Source organism: Microcoleus sp. Pol7_B2 (genome assembly GCF_036701035.1).
Classification (GTDB): domain Bacteria; phylum Cyanobacteriota; class Cyanobacteriia; order Cyanobacteriales; family Microcoleaceae; genus Microcoleus.
The window spans coordinates 103698-119854 of the sequence record NZ_JAUBQB010000003.1 but is presented as its reverse complement, the minus strand read 5'-3'; the positions used below and the strand labels follow the sequence as shown (position 1 = coordinate 119854).

The following is a 16157-nucleotide window of genomic DNA, read 5'->3' as shown; positions in this document are numbered from 1 at the left end:
AATAAAATATATGGTTGCATTAAAAATTCCCAAAGTCACTTTTCAACCCCCAACATTCCCCTCACTTGAAGAAGAACGCCGCCACCGCAAACAGCGTTTAGCCGCCGCATTTCGATTATTTGCCCGCTTCGGATTCAGCGAAGGAATTGCCGGACACATCACAGTCCGCGACCCCGAACACCTAGACCATTTCTGGGTCAATTCCTTTGGAATGCACTTTAGTTTAATTCGAGTCAGCGACCTAATTTTAGTCAACCACAAAGGCGAAGTTGTTGAAGGAAATAAACCAGTAAACGAAGCAGCATTTGCCATTCATTCTCAAGTGCACAGCGCCCGCCCCGACGTAATCGCAGCAGCCCACGCTCATTCTCCCTACGGCAAAAGTTGGTCGAGTTTGGGCCGCCTGCTTGACCCGCTGACGCAAGATGCTTGTTCTTTTTATGAAGACCAAGCTTTATTTGACGATTACACCGGAGTTGTTTTGGAAATCGAAGAAGCTAAACGCATCGCCAAAACTTTAGGTGAGAAAAAAGCTATTATTTTACAAAATCACGGACTATTAACAGTAGGTCAAACAGTAGATGAAGCAGCTTGGTGGTTTATTGCAATGGAACGTTCTTGTCAAGCGCAGTTAATGGCCGAAGCTGCGGGAAAACCCATTCTCATCAAGCCAGAATGTGCGCGTTTAACACAGCAGCAAGTAGGGTCTCACCGCATGGGATGGTTTAGCTTTCAACCGCTTTATGACATGATAGTGCGCCGGGAACCCGACTTATTAGATTAGAAACTCGGCGGTTGAAACCGCTATTACACAAACACAGTCCGCCTGTGGCAAATAAAGAATGAAGGGGGTATTAAAGCCGGATTTAGTATCAGGAGTGCAAAAGTTATTATAAATTCATGTTGAAGCCGATTCCAACCAAGCTATCAAATCCTCTTGACTGGTAAAATCTAACAAGACTTCTCCTAAATCCTCTAATTGTTCGAGAGATCACTGCTGGATGCGAGTTTGAATTTCGGGTGGGATTTCACCAGTGCGCCGCGCGATTTGACGCAAGATTAATTCTGTTTGCCCCTCAATTATGCCTTCTTGGCGACTTTTAATAATAGCGCCGCGCTGGTCTTCAAAAAACATTTCCCGCTTTTCCAATTCCTCTAATTCCTTAAGGGTTAAATTAGTTCTGCTGGCGATGGAAAAAGCTGTTTGAATTTCGGGAATTGATGCAAACTTTTCAGGAATTTCCTCGAATAGGGGAGCATTTTTGATAAAATAAATCCAGCTTTGAATTATGTTTTCGACTTGTTCCAGTTCTTTATTAAACTTGGGAAGTTCGACAAACACTAATTCTATTTCTCTGTTATAATACTCGAAGTTTTCTTCTAGTTCTTTAAATACAAAATGAGTGAGAAACTTTTCGGTATTTTCAAAGAGAATAAAATCAGTAATTGTTAAAGCAATCAAAGGATTTAATTTAGAGTATCCTTCCCTGGGCCTGAGTTGAGTTGCGTAGGTTTTGGCGGCATTGTACACTACCCGTTTAGTAAAAGCTTCTACATTTATTACCTGCATTTCGATAATCACAGTTTTGTTGCCTGTAATTTTGGCTTTAACATCCAGGTAAGTGTCTTTTAATCCAGTAACGCTCGGCGCGGCGTAATGGTCAATAATTTCTAAGTCTTCAATGGTTGGCTGTGCGTCATAGAGCATAGCATTGAGGAAGCTAATCAAAATGTCTTTGCTCTGGGGCGAACCAAAGATTTTTTTGAAACCAAAACTTGTTTTAGCACTGATGAAAGGCATCATTAGTAATGGGGGCGTTTAAATCACAAAAGTCCTTCCATTTCTAAATCTTCAATAATCTGCAATCCGCGCGGGTCGCCAACTCGCAATAGCGAAGATTTAGCATCTTCCCGCACGCCCATATCTTCATCTTCTTCTAAAGCTTCAATCAGACCATCGATCGCCCCAGCGTACACTATATTATTCGGCAATTCGCGTGCCAGTTGCCCGATCGCCCAAGCGCAGTTGCTCCGCACAGCAGACACAGCATCTCCCCGCAGCGCTTCAATCAACGGCGGAATCGCCGCAATCACCACATAGTAACCAACTTTTGCCATTTGACCCAGAGAACTCGCCGCCCACAAACGCACCGCCGAAATATCAGTTTTCAGAGCATCAATTAAAGATGGCAAAGCGCGGTGATCCCTGCAATTTCCCAGGGCCCAAACTACCCCTTTGCGAACGTAACCGTTCCAGTCGCGGTTAAGCTGAACAATCAGCGGTTCCACAGCATCGGGACTCGGATTTCGCCCCAACGCATAAGCCGCGCTCACTCGCACCAAGGGGCAACCGTCTCTCAATAAATTAATTAAATGCGAAATTGCTCGATCGTCCTGCAGTTCGCAAAAAGCCCGCGCCGCAATCATCCGGTGCTGAGGTTCCGGGGATTCCAGCAAAGGCAGCATTTCCTCGGGATCTGGCAGCGGGGGTTCGGATTCGTCAAAATGATCCAAAGGGCTTTCCAGTTCCGTGTCAGTATCAAGGGCGTTGGAGTAGTCGTTATTGTTCATAAAAAAACTTTACCGCACAGAGGATGCTCCTAAGCAACTCAGTCAGCACTCAGCAGTCCGCAGTCAATAATTGTAGGGTGCGCGCGCAGTACCTTACTACAAACAAATACCTCTGCTGTCACCTAAGTTAATAGCGAGGACTTCAGTCCTCATAATTGCTGTCACCTAAGTTTCTAGTGAGGACTTCAGTCCTCATAATTTGGATGAATCCGGACTAAAATCCTTACTACAAAGGAATATCTCTGCTGTTACTTAAGTTGGTAGTGAGGACAGAAGTCCTCATAATTGGAATGAATCAGGACTTTTGCCCTGATTCCAAACCAGTAGAATTTATATTTCAAAGGGATTTGAGCATCGAGAGGGAATGAGTTTGATAGCCTAATTTTTGATATAGATTCACCGCAGGCTGATTGCTCAGAAATACTTGCAAACCAATTTGCCGATCGCCTCTTTCCCGCGCCCAATTTTCAGCATGAATAACTAAAGCTGCACCTACTCCTAGACGGCGATGTTCCGGTGCTACGTACAGCAAAAAAATGTGAGCGTAGCGTTCTCCGGTGGTTTGGTCTATCGCATTTCCCAACCACAAACATCCGACAACCGATGTCAGATTTTGGGCTTGAGATTGGGGATTGAGATACTGCGAGGGAAGCGTCGGCAAAATTTCTGCCTCTTCCTGGGTGTTTTTCTGGCACTCTACCCACCAAACCGGCGTCTGGTTAGAAAAATACTGCTCGACAGTTTGAGCCAAATGTCCCAATTCCCCATCCGGGTAAAGCTCTTGGTAAGTCCGGTGCATAAACTTTACCAGTTTTGCCCGATCGAGTCCCGATCCTGAGCGCAGCCGGTAGCCCGGTATTAGTTGAGCAGACATCAGCTCAGCGGACACGAAAAGCGGAATAATTTAGCCCCAAGAAAATTGGATTCACTACTGCCGCTTGCTTTTGGGGGATCGCTTCCTCAATCGGTGCGGGGGCAGCCATGTCACCAGGCAAAAAGATGCGAGCACTGACTGCTACCAGAGCCGCGAAAAATACTAATACCGCTATCAATGGAGCAATGTATTGACGAATGATACCCATAACCGCAAAAACTTAATTCTTGAGTTGATATTATCAAGTGTACCATACAAATCTTGTCAGCTATAATTGCTACCATTGGACAATTAGCTCAACAAGAGAGCGATCGCAAATACCAACAAACAGAAAATCTAATATTATGAGTGCCTCGCCTGCTGTTTATGAATCTCTAGCTAAATCAATTGTTTTTTTGAATCAAAAGCCGAGCGCGCAAAATCAAGTTTCGACTTTCCTAGATACTAATGGCTACTATATCGATCGCATATTCGACGACCCAGAAACAAACTTTTATGCGATCGGGTTCGGTTCATCCAATCCCGAAAACCCGCCCGCCCTCGTATTTAAAGGTACAGACTTCATCGACGGCGACGCTATCTTTTCCGACTCGCGGGACATTGGTTTACCTGAATTTGAAAAGAACAAAGATAATATCAAAAATTGGCTCACAGAAATCGGTCAAAATACTGGTAAAAACCCCAGCAAATTATTGCCCGATGTCATCGGACACAGTTGGGGCGGAGCTGTCGCTCAAATTGTAGCAACCGAATACACATCTCTGACCGGCGATATCTTTACTTTCAACTCTCCGGGAGTATCAGTGAGTACATTTAACACTTTTCGGAGAAATCTCAGCAGGGCAGGCAACAAAAATGTCACTCACTACATTACCAGCGGAGATGTAGTCAGCTTGTTTGGCGAAGCATTTATCCCGGGTAAAGTATTTATCCAAAGTTTTACAGATCCGAGTATTAATCCCTTAACTGTTTTGGCAAAACATCGAACTGAAAATTTGTTAACTACTCCGCCCGTCGGTTTTTTGCAGAGGCAAATTTCCGTAGAACAATTAAACAGTTCTGAATTTACTTATAACAACGATTCAGATTTTAACGAGTTTATAGCTGCGATGAATTTGGCCCTGCCCAATGTGTCAGTAGCGATCAGAAGCAGAGGCGGTGCAGAGAGTGTGAGAACAGCGCCAGAATTTTCTTTTGTGCAGTTGATCAGAGAAATGCAATACGGTTTAGCTCCCTTACAACCGAATTATTTATCAGGCGACGCTCGCAACAATACTGCTACGGGGGGCCCTGGAGAGGATACAGTTATCGGCAACGGCGGTAACGATACTCTCAGAGGCAATCGAGGTAATGACAGCATCACCGGTGGTGATGGCGACGATTTCTTGTACGGCGGCAGAGATAACGATTATTTCGAGGGCGGCGACGGAAACGATTTGGTTTCCGGCGAGTTTGGCAACGATTTTTTAATTGGTGGTGCGGGGCGCGATCGCTTTGTATTGGAATCCGGCGGCGGAGCAGATGTGATTTTAGATTTTCAAGATAGTGAAGATTTAATTACCCTGTCGCGGGGTCTAACTTTTCCTCAAGTTAGAGTAACCCAAGGTGGTGACGGAGCTTTAATTACTATCCCGGTTACTGGGGAAATTCTTGCTACTCTCAGAGGCGTAGTTGCCAGCGATATTACGCGGGTAGATTTTGTATAGCTTTAGGGTGCTCAAAATTTGTATTTTTGGTGGCGCAAAACCTGCCTGGGTTTTGTAGCGATAGGTTTTTTTTTATTAAAAAATATCTCTTAATTCGCCGCTAAAAAACTACTAAAAATGACCAATTAATATGGTCAATAAACGAAGTTTATAGTAAACTTAGTTAAGTAGCTTAAAAACTAATTACCCCTCAAACGACAGGAAATAAAAAAATATGCCCTCCTCCCCCGCCGCTTACGAAACTATAGCCAAGCAAGTTGTTTACATAGATAACGACCCCCAGTCTCAAACTTTAGTTCAAACGGGTTTGACCGCTGCTGGCTACCAAATCGATCGCACTTTTGACGATCCCGGAACTGGATTTCACGCGATCGGCTTAATTTCCACCACCCCAGACAAACCGCCTATTTTGGTATTTCGCGGCACGGACTCGCTCGTAGACGATATTGCCAACGCAGACCCGCGCGGCGCCGGTTTCAACCAATTTGAAGCCAACAAACAAGCATTAGGAAATTGGTTGACAGAAATCAGTCAAGATACAGCCAAAAACCCCAGCCGCTTGCCACCAGACCTTCTTGGACACAGCTTGGGCGGTGCCATAACGCAACTAGCCGCCACCGAATTTACATCTACTATCGGAGATATTGTCACCTTCAATTCTCCCGGAGTTGATCAGAGCACCGTCAATACATTTAAGCAGAAAGCCGGGGCAGGAAAAAATGTAACTCACTACATAGTTAACGGCGATTTTGTTAGTTTGGGAGGAGAAGCTTTTATCCCCGGCAAAGTAATTCTTCAAACATTTACTAACCCGATTATCAACCCGCTACTTGTCTTGGACAAGCACACGCAAAGCGGTTTGTTAACTTCTCCACCTCCCGGCTTGACTCAGACAGAAATCACTGTAGACCAGTTGAGCCGCCCGGATTTCACTTTTACAGATTCAGATTATTTAGAACTGTTAGCTGGCTTAGACTTTGCACTGCCAGCCTTGGGAACCTCGTTGGAATCGCGCAGCAGTTTAGAGCAATTAAGAACCACTCCGGGAACCTCATTTTTAGCAAACGTTGCAGCAATGCAAACTGCTCTAGCTCCCTCCCAAATTAATAATTTAGTCGGCGACGATGCCAACAATACAGCATCAGGTTTTGGAGACGACGATATTATCACTGGCAATGGGGGAAACGACACTCTCAGCGGCAACAAAGGCAACGATATTATCAGCGGTGGCAGCGGCAACGATCTGCTATTAGGCGGCAAAGGGGATGACAATTTGAACGGGGCAGAAGGAGACGATACACTCATTGGCGCAGCGGGTGCGGATCTCTTAATCAGTGGCGCTGGACGCGACGTATTAGTGTTAGGAGCAGGTGCCGGTACAGATACACTTGTAGACTTTCAAAAGGGTCAAGATTTAATCGGTTTGAGCGGAGGTTTGACCTTCAACCAAGTCAGAGTTACTCCAGGAGATTTTATAACGACGATTGAACTAGCCCGTAATGGCGAAGTTCTTGCCAGTATTCCTGGCATTCCAAGTAGTCCGCTAACAGCTAGTGATTTTATTGCGATTTAGTTGGCGGCTGGCAATACAGATATTCGGTAAGGACACAACATTGTTGTGTCCTTATTTTATTTTAGGAAAACAAACACCGACAATTTATACTCTGCCATGATTAAAAACATCAATATTCCTCCAACGGCGGGTTCACCGAAATCTCGAAAAAAAAGTGCAGACCTTCGTAAACCCGCCCCGCCCGGCTCTTATAATTATAGCGATCGCACTTGATATTAATCGAAATCGTCCAGTCCAGGTCTGGGCATGGATGCTAATTTTTTCTCATCTTCTAGGGGCAGAAAGAAAATCGTCAGCATACCGGGAATCACAGCCAGCGCACTCATCAAAAAATAATTTTGATAGCCGAGATTCGCCTGCAAGTAGCCGCTGAAAACGCCCGGAATCAGCACTCCTGCGGCCATAAAAGCCGTTGTAATTGCATAGTGAGATGCTTCGTATTCAGGGCGGACAGTCCGCATCAAGAACACTGTATAGGCAGCTACGCCAAGTCCGTAAGTAAATTGCTCGATCGAATTTACGGCATAAGCCCATTCAATCCCCGGTTGATTGATTGCCAACAGCCAATACAGCACGTTAGTCGAATTTTGCAGAATAGCCGTCGGCCACATCCATTTTTTCAATCCTTGTTTGGCAATCAAATAGCCACCAAGCAACCCTCCTATTAACAAAAACATTACCCCTAAAGTACCGGATAATAAGCCCATATCCGACGTAGAAACTGCTAATCCTCCTTTCTCAACTTTATCCATTAAAAATGGCGGAGCCATTTTAAAAGTCAAGGCATCGCCCAAGCGAAAAATCAAGACGTAAGCCACAATCCAACCTATTTTATCTTGCTGAAAATAGGTTTTGAATGCTTCGATAAAGCTGGTTGTTTGTTGGGGGGTGTCCGATTCGAGCTCGTAATTTCGAGGATAGGGAAGATACCAGCGCTGAAAGAGATATATCAGCACAAACATAATCGCACAAATGCCAAAGGCTGTCGCCCATCCGTAGTTAAGCGCAGACACGCTAAAATCCGAACCGAAAAGTGACAGTGGAATGTTTTGATATATTTTGGTGTCGCCTGTATTTCCGGTGACTAAATGGTTTTCGGCCAGTTTCCCGGCTAAGAACACCAATACACCGCTACCGGCAATGACAGCACCTCTATAAGCCGTGTTGCGAACCCCGACAAATAGTGCTTGTTGGTCTTTATTGAGAGTGTTTAAATAAAATCCGTCAATGGCGATGTCGTGAGTAGCTGACACAAAGGCGATCGCCGTAAAGATCACAAGTGATATAATAATCGGTGTCGGCGTCAATACACCAAAAGCTAGGAAAGCAAACAGAAAAGCACAAATGATTTCGGTTGTTAAAATCCATTTGCGTTTGGTGGAATACAAATCAACCACTGGGCCCCACAAACCTTTTAAAACCCAAGGAAAAGACAACAGACTTGTCAATCCGATGAGCTCGTTGCTGGTGCCCATACCTTTCAAAAAAATCACCGACATTAAATTAACGACGGTGTAAGGGAGACCTTGAGCGAAGTATAATACTGATACCCACAATCCAGCGTTATGCTTTTTTTCCATTGCAGAGATATTTTACCTAGTTACTTATTTGATTTACTGAGTGCGATCGACAATTCCGGTCAATTAAACCGCTTGCATCACAGTATATGTCATTCCGATGCCAGCGGCAGCCATATAAATAGTGTATTTTAGCATCCTTCGGACTCACAAATATTTTCATGTTTGGAATAAGCCTGCAAAAGATGTTCTCCGTTAAAATGAACCAGGTGAGTAGCGTCTTCTGCTACCCAGACATCAGTTTCCCAGGAAATATCAGAGAGATATTCTGCCATTGCCTTGCGACTGAGGAAAGCTGTCACCATCACCAGAGATACTGTCGAACTTCTAAAAAGATTCTCAAGCTCAGTTTTGCGTTTTGGATTAATCGGGCCGTGAGAAGTAACAGCTTCAATCAACACCAACCAGTTTTTTTCAGTGAAGTGAACAATTACATCTGGCATCTTACCGTGAGCATCGACTGTAACGCCTAATGCAGTTAGCGATGCTTCATTGAAATGAGCAAACTTTTCATCGGTATCTCCGACATAAAGCAGTCGACCAGCAGGAGTAAAGCGCTCAGCAAACTCACTGACAATCTTTGATATTAAGACGTTATGAGTTCCGGGCGAAAGAGTTTTTACATCACCTTCAATTGTAATTGGAATTCGCGCCATTTCTCGCTCTTGTGCATATCGTTGCTTCAGCGTTTCGACGGAGGCGAGGTAAGCGCGAAGATTCTTGTCCCAGTCAGAAGTGTCATAAGTTCGCAGCAGTTCCAAAGCACTTTCTTCTATCTGATATGCAGTTTTTGGACTATTCACCGGACGTTCGGGACTGTCAGGATTAACAACAATTAAACCTGCATCTAGAAACTGATGCACAGTCTGGCGGCGCACAGTTTCCCGCGTATTTGGTGCATATTTTTTACTGTACTCCTCCTCCATAAATTCCATAATTGGTGTGATTCCCCGAAGTGGAGATTTTGCCAATTCCCAAGCTTCCTTTGGCTTGAGGTCAAGCAAAGCCAGAAGGGTTAAGGCGGAACGTTCGTTAAGCTGACCTTTGGGAAAACCCAGCGCTGCAAGTATTTCTAGAGATTCATCAATACGGTTCTTAATTGTCATTGGGCTATTTTCTAACGGATTTGTCGCGTTAAGCAGTTGTCTCTCGACAAGTTGATCAATCTCCCGCTGTGTAGGAAATATTTCTCCTATTTGAGCGCCAAGTAAAAGTAATTTCTCTACAGTAGGATACTTCAAATTGCGTAAATCCGTAGCATTAACTTGAGTGTGTCCGTTGAACAGTCGGAAAAACGCATCTACCAAACTCGAATTTAGATAAACGGCCAATCCCCGCGCCAGGGTGAGATCTAATCCGCGTCCCTGTTGGTGAAAGTAATTCAAATGGTTCTCAAAACCCACGCTAGAACTATTAATTTTATTGGCATCCCAGACAACTGTAACAATTCGCTTTTTCTCTTCCTTTGAGGAGAAGCGCTTGCTCAAAACATAATGTTCGTTAGGTACGAGGAGTGCAGCAGTTTTTTCCGTGACAGCTAAAGCTTGATGCTTTCTCGTTGCTGTGGGATATTCAACACCGCCAGCGGAGAAGTGGGCGGGATAAATCAGCGGAACTGTACCATTTTCAGGTTTTAGCCGCAAGTCAGAGCGAACACGAAAATCTACAACTTTTCCGGTGGAAACTGTTAAGCCTAATTCCTCTAGGGTGCAAGTAAATTGAGCCATTTGCTCGACTACTTTCTGGCTGACAGAATCCGGTAAAATCCGAATAAATTGCTCGGAATCATTGGGATTAATTAGGGCGGTATAGGGCAGTTGGTGAGACAAAACCAGGTCGTCGCCCACGCTGCTGCTTGAGGTAATTAGTACAGTATCTGGCTGTTCTATTTGTTTGGTGGCGCGCACAATAATAGTTTCTTGCAGCACCGCATCATCGCGAAATGGCAACTGTCGGGATTCAAAGATGTGTACTTGGCGCAAAGCCATCATTTGAAGGAATACTTTGCGGAAGTCTCGAAAGTATAAACCGTTGCAAAAGCTGCGGGGAGTAATCGACACTAATTCACCGTTTGGTTTGAGCAGGTGAGCAGCAGCAACTGTGAAGCCAGCGTAGAGATTGCTGGTTTCTAGTCCTATAGAACGCAGCAAGGTTCGGGCTTGGGATTTAGCGTCTATCTTGGCATAGGGAGGATTGATAATTGCATGGGTAAATTCCCGTTTTACTGGCTGTGTAAATAGATTTGGCTGCAACATATCGGCGCTGTCTTGAATAAAATCAATTTCGCGAACCTCACAGGTAAAAGATATCCCAAAACGCTGACATTCTATACTGCATAATTCTAAAGTTTGCTTGAGGTATTCAATCAAAATAAGGTCAATTTCATAAGCTGTAACGTGCAGGCTGTGCGGTTTGTTGGGGCGGTGGCAAAGTTCGCAAACAACGGCTGCTAACAGCGAACCAATTCCTGCACCGGCATCTAAAAGCGATATATCAGGACAGTTAAATTCAAACATTCCCGCCATCAAACTTGCCACTGAGGAAGGTGTTAAAAATTGTCCCTTTTCTCCTCTCTGGCTTTGCTGCAACTTTCGGGTTGCTTCTTGGCGCCAGCTATCTACTCGATCGAGTAAATTGCTTGCAATTGAGTAGCTGTTACCCGGAAGGGCTAGGGTTTGAAAGTGCGGTAGTATCATTTGTTCAAAAAGTGCGAGCGCCAGTTCAGTGTATTTTCGCCCAAACTTTCACCATTGTGCGAAAATGTCAAGCGGACTCTCAAAGCAAAAGTCCGTAAAGGACTGTTAAACGCTCTCTCACACATTTCTGATGCGAAATACCAAAACATTCTTTTTGTCAAGCTTGTTCCTGATTGGCTTAACAATTAGTTTTCTGCTGACTCCTGGTTGGTTCTCAAACTTCCCATCCCGCGCTAACGCAACTATGCCCCCGCAAACCCAAACCGCCGAATTTCGCGCTTTCTGGGTTGACGCCTTCAACCCCGGCTTCAAAACCCCTCAAGAAGTCACAAAATTGATCGCAGACGCGCAGCGGGCAAATGCCAATGCCATCGTCGCCCAAGTCCGCCGCCGTGGCGATGCTTTTTACACCAGTGCGATCGAACCCCGCACCCTCGATCCCAACGTTCCCCCCGGTTTCGATCCCCTGCAAGATTTGATTGACAAAGCCCACGCCGCAGGCATTGAAGTACACGCTTGGATGGTGACGCTGCCGGTGGTTTCGGGTACCAAACTTCCCGCCGGTCACGTTTGGCAACAACACGGGCCTTCTGCCCCAGGAAACGACAATTGGGCGATGCTGACTTACGGTGGGGAAGCCCAAGGCTATCTCGATCCCGGTCATCCAGACGCCGTAGATTATACTGTTTCCGTCTATTTGGACTTGCTGAAACGCTACGATGTGGACGGCGTACAGTTGGATTATGTGCGCTACGGCGGGCCGACTTGGGGCTACAATCCGACTTCGATCGCCCGTTTCAATCAGCAAACAGGTCGATCGGGCAAACCCGCACCCACAGATCCTGCGTGGATGCAGTGGCGGCGCGATCAGGTAACAAATTTAGTGCGGAAGCTTTATGTAGAAAGCCTTGCGATTAAACCGCGCGTTAAAATTACCGCCGCCACGATCGCCTGGGGAGACGGCCCGAAAAACGATGCAGGGTGGTATCAAACGCAGCCTTACAAAGAAGTATTGCAGGATTGGCGCGCTTGGCTGGAAGAAGGGATTGTAGACATGGCGATGCCGATGACTTACCAGCGCGAGTACAAACGGCAGCAAAAACTCGCTTATGACAACTGGATCGAGTACGCCAAAGACCACCAGTACAACCGCCAAATCGCGATCGGCCCTGGCAATTACCTCAACTACATCGAAGACACTCTAGGCCAGATTCGTCGCGCCGAACAGCCGTCTGCGAAAGGAAATCACGTCGCCGGTACGGTGCTCTATTCCTACGCTAGCAGCAACGTGTACACGAATGTGGAACTGCGATCGGGCGGTAGCGGTGATTTGCCCCGCCAGCCTTGGAAATACGTTCCCCAAAGCAACGATTTGTTTTACACCGCGCTTTCGCAGCCGAGTCAATACGTTGACGCTGCGACGGGCAAAACCTATGAAACTCAGCCTGTGTGGGCGACAGCAGCAGCGGTTCCCGATATGCCTTGGAAGTCGCGGCCGACTACAGGTGCGATCGCCGGAAATTTGCAGCAGTGTACTCAAACTTGCGACGGTGCGAGCTTGACATTGCAGTCGATCGATGCTGCTGGCCAGGTGCGTCAACTGCGCGCCGATGGCAAAGGATGGTTTGGGGCGATCGAGCTTTCTCCGGGAACTTATCAGTTAAAGGTTGATAGCAGTCAGATTCAACAAACTGTTAATGTTGTCGCAGGTGAAGTCACAAAAGTGAATTTCGGAGCCTCTTAATATCTTTTTAGGGTGCGCCGAGGTGCGCTATTGCGATCGACTTACAGCGTATCCCGGGTTTATAGAACCCATTTAGGATCTTTTTGTTGTCTCACAAGCCTTTGAGGTATCTAGGTTGTATCTGGTTTGATGCCTGTTAGCTTAAAGTCCTGACTCTGGTATTAAATCCTCTGGTAAAACGATCCCCTCAAAACCATATAGTTCGCTCAAGAAGATACCAAATGGGTTCTATAAAGTTTCTAAGATTTCTGACTTAGGGAATCTTACTTTTGCGAGTGAAGCATACTTATCTGCTTCAGAGCGATAGCCAGCCGCACAAGCTACGACGGTAGTAAAGCCTTTTGCAGAAAGACCCAACAGGCGATCGTAATTGACAGGTTCAATTCCTTCCATTGGACAGGTGTCAACACCAAGCAATGCAGCACAGGTCATAAAGTTGCCCAGTGCAATATAAGTTTGGCGCGTTGACCAGTCATTGATATTAAAACTGCGGCCACCATCAACCAAGTCACTGACGATTAGACTCCGATATCCTGCCATTGCCTCTATAGTCCCGCCTCGCACCTCGGCAGTGCGGGCAATAAAGCGATCGACATCCTCGGCAGTGAGATTCTTTTTAATCGCGAACACGACATAATGAGAGCAATCAGTAACCTGGGACTGATTCCAGGAGTGGGGCTTGAGCTGTTCTTTAAGTTCCGAGCTGGTAATAATCAGAAATTTCCAAGGTTGAAGCCCATAAGAAGATGGTGTTAACACTAACGCATCTTCTAAAGCTGTCCAGATTTCTGGAGCAATTGTTTTGGCTGGATCGAACTGTTTGGTGGCATATCGCCATTTGAGATTTTCGAGTAAGTCTGTCGTAGTGATGTGATTCATTTCTTTTACTTAAGAGATTGCAATTAATCATGGTTGAAACGGATAATTACAGGCTGGTTGCAAATAATCCTGGTTCAAATGAAATGATAACGGAAGCGGTCTGCAAAAAGTAGCGAGCAGGTCGATTTGCTCCCCCGACAGACTAATTTTTAGCTAATTCCTAATCGCTTTCCAGAATGCTTGCGAGCAAAGCTTGCTGAGCGTGCATCCGATTTTCTGCCTGATCCCAAACGCGCGATTGACTGCCTTCAATCACTGCATCGGTAATCTCTTCATCTCGGTGCGCGGGCAAACAGTGCAGTACAATTGCATTTTTATCTGCTAACTTCAGCAATTGTTCATTTACCTGATAGGGTTCAAACAAAGGAATCCTGATTTTTGCTTCCTCTTCCTGTCCCATACTCGCCCAAACATCAGTATAAATCACTTGAGCATTCTTCACAGCAGCTTCTGCGTCCGTCGTCACAGTAACTTCTGTTTTTCCCTTAGCAATATTCTTAGCTTTTTCCACTATCTCAGCATTCGGCTGGAAATCTTGAGGGCAAGCAATTCTTACATTCATTCCCGTCATTGCACAGCCCAACATCAGCGAATTAGCCATATTATTGCCATCGCCCAAATAAGTCAAAGTCACCCCTTTCAACTTGCCAAAACACTCTTTTACTGTCATTAAATCCGCCAGCACTTGGCATGGGTGTTCGTCATCTGTCAGTGCATTAATCACAGGAATTTTCGCATAGTTGGCAAAAGTAACTAAATCCTTTTGCTCGAAAGTCCGAATCGCCAAAATATCTAAATATCTATCTAAAACCCTGGCTGTATCTACCAAAGGTTCACCGCGACTGACTTGTGTAACGTTGGGATTGAGGTCAATCACTTGCCCTCCCAATTTATACATTGCCACCGTAAAACTTACCCGCGTTCGCGTTGAAGCTTTGGAAAATAACAAGCCGAGAACTTTATTGCGTTTCAGCTTGACCATTCCCGATTTTAAACTGGCTGCTAGATCCAGCAAATAATTTAATTCATCTATGCTTAAATCTGCCAGACTTAATAAATCTCGCCCTTTTAATGAATCCATGCTTTCCCCCACACACAAATTTTTAACTGTGTCTTAAATCTTAGCCCGCAGAGGTGGGTTTTGTTTCTGTAATCCCTAGTTGACATCTGCGGGTAAGGTTTATGCGGGCAATTGCTCGATCGCGCGATCGATCGAATCGCAACCTTGTTCAACCGTTTCTACCACAGCCAACACGCCCCGCAATTCCCCAGCGCCGGGGAAACCCTTAGCATACCAGGTTAAGTGCTTGCGCGCTTGGGAGACACCGCTTTCACCTTTATATTCCCACAAAGCCCGCAAATGTTCTTTAGCACATTCGAGACGTTCAATTGGTGTCGGAGCTATCTTTTCCACACCAGTTTTCAAGAAATAATCAACTTCTCCCACCAAAAAAGGATAGCCCAAAGTTCCCCGCGAACACATTACTCCATCTGCACCTGTTTCTTCCAAACATCGCATCGCTGCTTCCACTGAAAAAATATCCCCGTTAGCAATAACTGGAATCGATAAAACTTCTTTCACTCGGCGAATCCACTCCCATTTTGCCGGGCCGGTGTAACCTTGCGATCGAGTGCGGCCGTGCACGGTAATCATTTTTGCTCCCGCATCTTCCATCCGCTTCGCAAATTCCAAAATATTAATTTCTTTGTCAGTCCAACCAATCCTAGTTTTAACGGTGACAGGAACATCTACCGCTTCCACAACCGCCCGCACAATTGCCTCGGCAGTTTCCGGATCTCGCAGCAGGGAAGAACCGCCGCCGTTTTTAGTAATTTTGTTAACCGGACAGCCCATATTAATATCAACAGTATCGGCTCCTTCTGCCACTGCTTTCTGCGCCGCTTCTGCCAAGAAATCCGGCCGGCAGTCAAACAATTGAATGCTAATCGGGCGCTCGTTCGGGTCAACTTCCATAATTCTCGGCAGTTGCTTCACGTAGTGCAAACCCGTAGCGTTCACCATTTCCGTGTACATCATCGAATCGGGCGCGTAGCGGCGCACCAGGCGGCGAAATACCAAATCGGTAACGCCGGATAAGGGCGATTGCAGGACGCGGCTTTTAACTTCAAAATCGCCGATTTTGAGCGGAGTTGCTAACCTTTCTTTTAATTCGGGAGATAGAGCAAGCATAGTCGATCGCACTTTAATTCTAATATCTGTATATTATACTACACTTCAGGTAGTTGACAGTTGTTAAATATACTTTTAGCCGATTATTGAGTGACAGCTAAAAGTATATTTAACCTGACCGCAATGCCTATTTTACACATCCCGATCGCCCTAATTTGAATATTGTGAAACCAGAACCCAAACGCCAACGCCGACCACACTTAAATCTCTGTGCCGCTTCGATCTATCTATGGGGTGTGACCATTAATGAGGGATCTACCTACTAAGAGTGTTGCCCAAGTCATATTTTTATTGTTTAATTCTGCCGAATGCTCTGCCTACCTTCGGCTCCGGCTATCTTCAGACG

General features: G+C 45.6%; 12 protein-coding genes and 1 pseudogene. 4 read left to right on the top strand and 9 right to left on the bottom strand.

The annotated features are described in order from the left end of the window. Positions 1-10: 10 nt before the first annotated feature. The gene (locus QUA57_RS02255; RefSeq protein ID WP_333059219.1) at positions 11-784 is read left to right on the top strand and encodes a class II aldolase/adducin family protein; all 774 of its coding nucleotides are present in this window, start codon (positions 11-13) and stop codon (positions 782-784) included. A 114-nt stretch (positions 785-898) separates the two neighbouring features. On the opposite strand, the pseudogene QUA57_RS02250 reads toward QUA57_RS02255, so the two are convergent. The 4 genes and pseudogenes from QUA57_RS02250 to QUA57_RS02235 all read right to left on the bottom strand — a co-directional run bounded on the left by QUA57_RS02250 (position 899) and on the right by QUA57_RS02235 (position 3653). Next, positions 899-1801 (bottom strand): annotated as a pseudogene (locus QUA57_RS02250) (Rpn family recombination-promoting nuclease/putative transposase). A 23-nt stretch (positions 1802-1824) separates the two neighbouring features. Further along, positions 1825-2571 (bottom strand): HEAT repeat domain-containing protein, encoded by a 747-nt coding sequence (locus QUA57_RS02245; protein ID WP_333059217.1) that lies wholly within the window; start codon positions 2569-2571, stop codon positions 1825-1827. A 337-nt stretch (positions 2572-2908) separates the two neighbouring features. Next, positions 2909-3445 carry a GNAT family N-acetyltransferase gene (locus QUA57_RS02240; protein ID WP_333059216.1) on the bottom strand — a complete coding sequence of 179 codons (537 nt, stop codon included), beginning with the start codon at positions 3443-3445 and terminating at the stop codon, positions 2909-2911. Positions 3446-3449: 4 nt separating this feature from the next. Continuing rightward, entirely contained in the window at positions 3450-3653 is a 204-nt protein-coding gene (locus QUA57_RS02235; RefSeq protein WP_333036629.1) for a hypothetical protein, read from the bottom strand. Positions 3654-3789: 136 nt separating this feature from the next. Between QUA57_RS02235 and QUA57_RS02230 the strand changes: the two genes are divergently transcribed. Continuing rightward, on the top strand, positions 3790-5151 hold the full coding sequence (locus QUA57_RS02230; protein ID WP_333059215.1) for a calcium-binding protein: 1362 nt from the start codon (positions 3790-3792) through the stop codon (positions 5149-5151). A gap of 214 nt (positions 5152-5365) precedes the next feature. Next, positions 5366-6724: a calcium-binding protein gene (locus tag QUA57_RS02225; RefSeq protein ID WP_333059214.1), complete on the top strand. Its 1359-nt coding sequence runs from the start codon at positions 5366-5368 to the stop codon at positions 6722-6724. A 215-nt stretch (positions 6725-6939) separates the two neighbouring features. Here the strand turns inward: QUA57_RS02225 and QUA57_RS02220 are convergent, their stop codons facing one another. Together QUA57_RS02220 and QUA57_RS02215 are read right to left on the bottom strand one after the other, a co-directional pair. Then, positions 6940-8304 (bottom strand): MFS transporter, encoded by a 1365-nt coding sequence (locus tag QUA57_RS02220; RefSeq protein ID WP_333059212.1) that lies wholly within the window; start codon positions 8302-8304, stop codon positions 6940-6942. Between the two features lie 128 nt (positions 8305-8432). Further along, entirely contained in the window at positions 8433-10997 is a 2565-nt protein-coding gene (locus tag QUA57_RS02215; protein WP_333059209.1) for a BsuBI/PstI family type II restriction endonuclease, read from the bottom strand. A gap of 130 nt (positions 10998-11127) precedes the next feature. Between QUA57_RS02215 and QUA57_RS02210 the strand changes: the two genes are divergently transcribed. Next, on the top strand, positions 11128-12741 hold the full coding sequence (locus QUA57_RS02210; protein WP_333059207.1) for a family 10 glycosylhydrolase: 1614 nt from the start codon (positions 11128-11130) through the stop codon (positions 12739-12741). 228 nt (positions 12742-12969) lie between these two features. On the opposite strand, the gene QUA57_RS02205 is transcribed toward QUA57_RS02210, so the two are convergent. From QUA57_RS02205 to dusB, 3 genes are all read right to left on the bottom strand, one after another. Then, on the bottom strand, positions 12970-13620 hold the full coding sequence (locus tag QUA57_RS02205) for an NAD(P)H-dependent oxidoreductase (RefSeq protein WP_333059205.1): 651 nt from the start codon (positions 13618-13620) through the stop codon (positions 12970-12972). Positions 13621-13780: 160 nt separating this feature from the next. Continuing rightward, on the bottom strand, positions 13781-14701 hold the full coding sequence (gene argF, locus QUA57_RS02200) for an ornithine carbamoyltransferase (protein WP_333036647.1): 921 nt from the start codon (positions 14699-14701) through the stop codon (positions 13781-13783). Between the two features lie 99 nt (positions 14702-14800). Next, the gene (gene dusB, locus QUA57_RS02195; RefSeq protein ID WP_333059203.1) at positions 14801-15811 is read right to left on the bottom strand and encodes a tRNA dihydrouridine synthase DusB; all 1011 of its coding nucleotides are present in this window, start codon (positions 15809-15811) and stop codon (positions 14801-14803) included. Positions 15812-16157 lie beyond the last annotated feature (346 nt).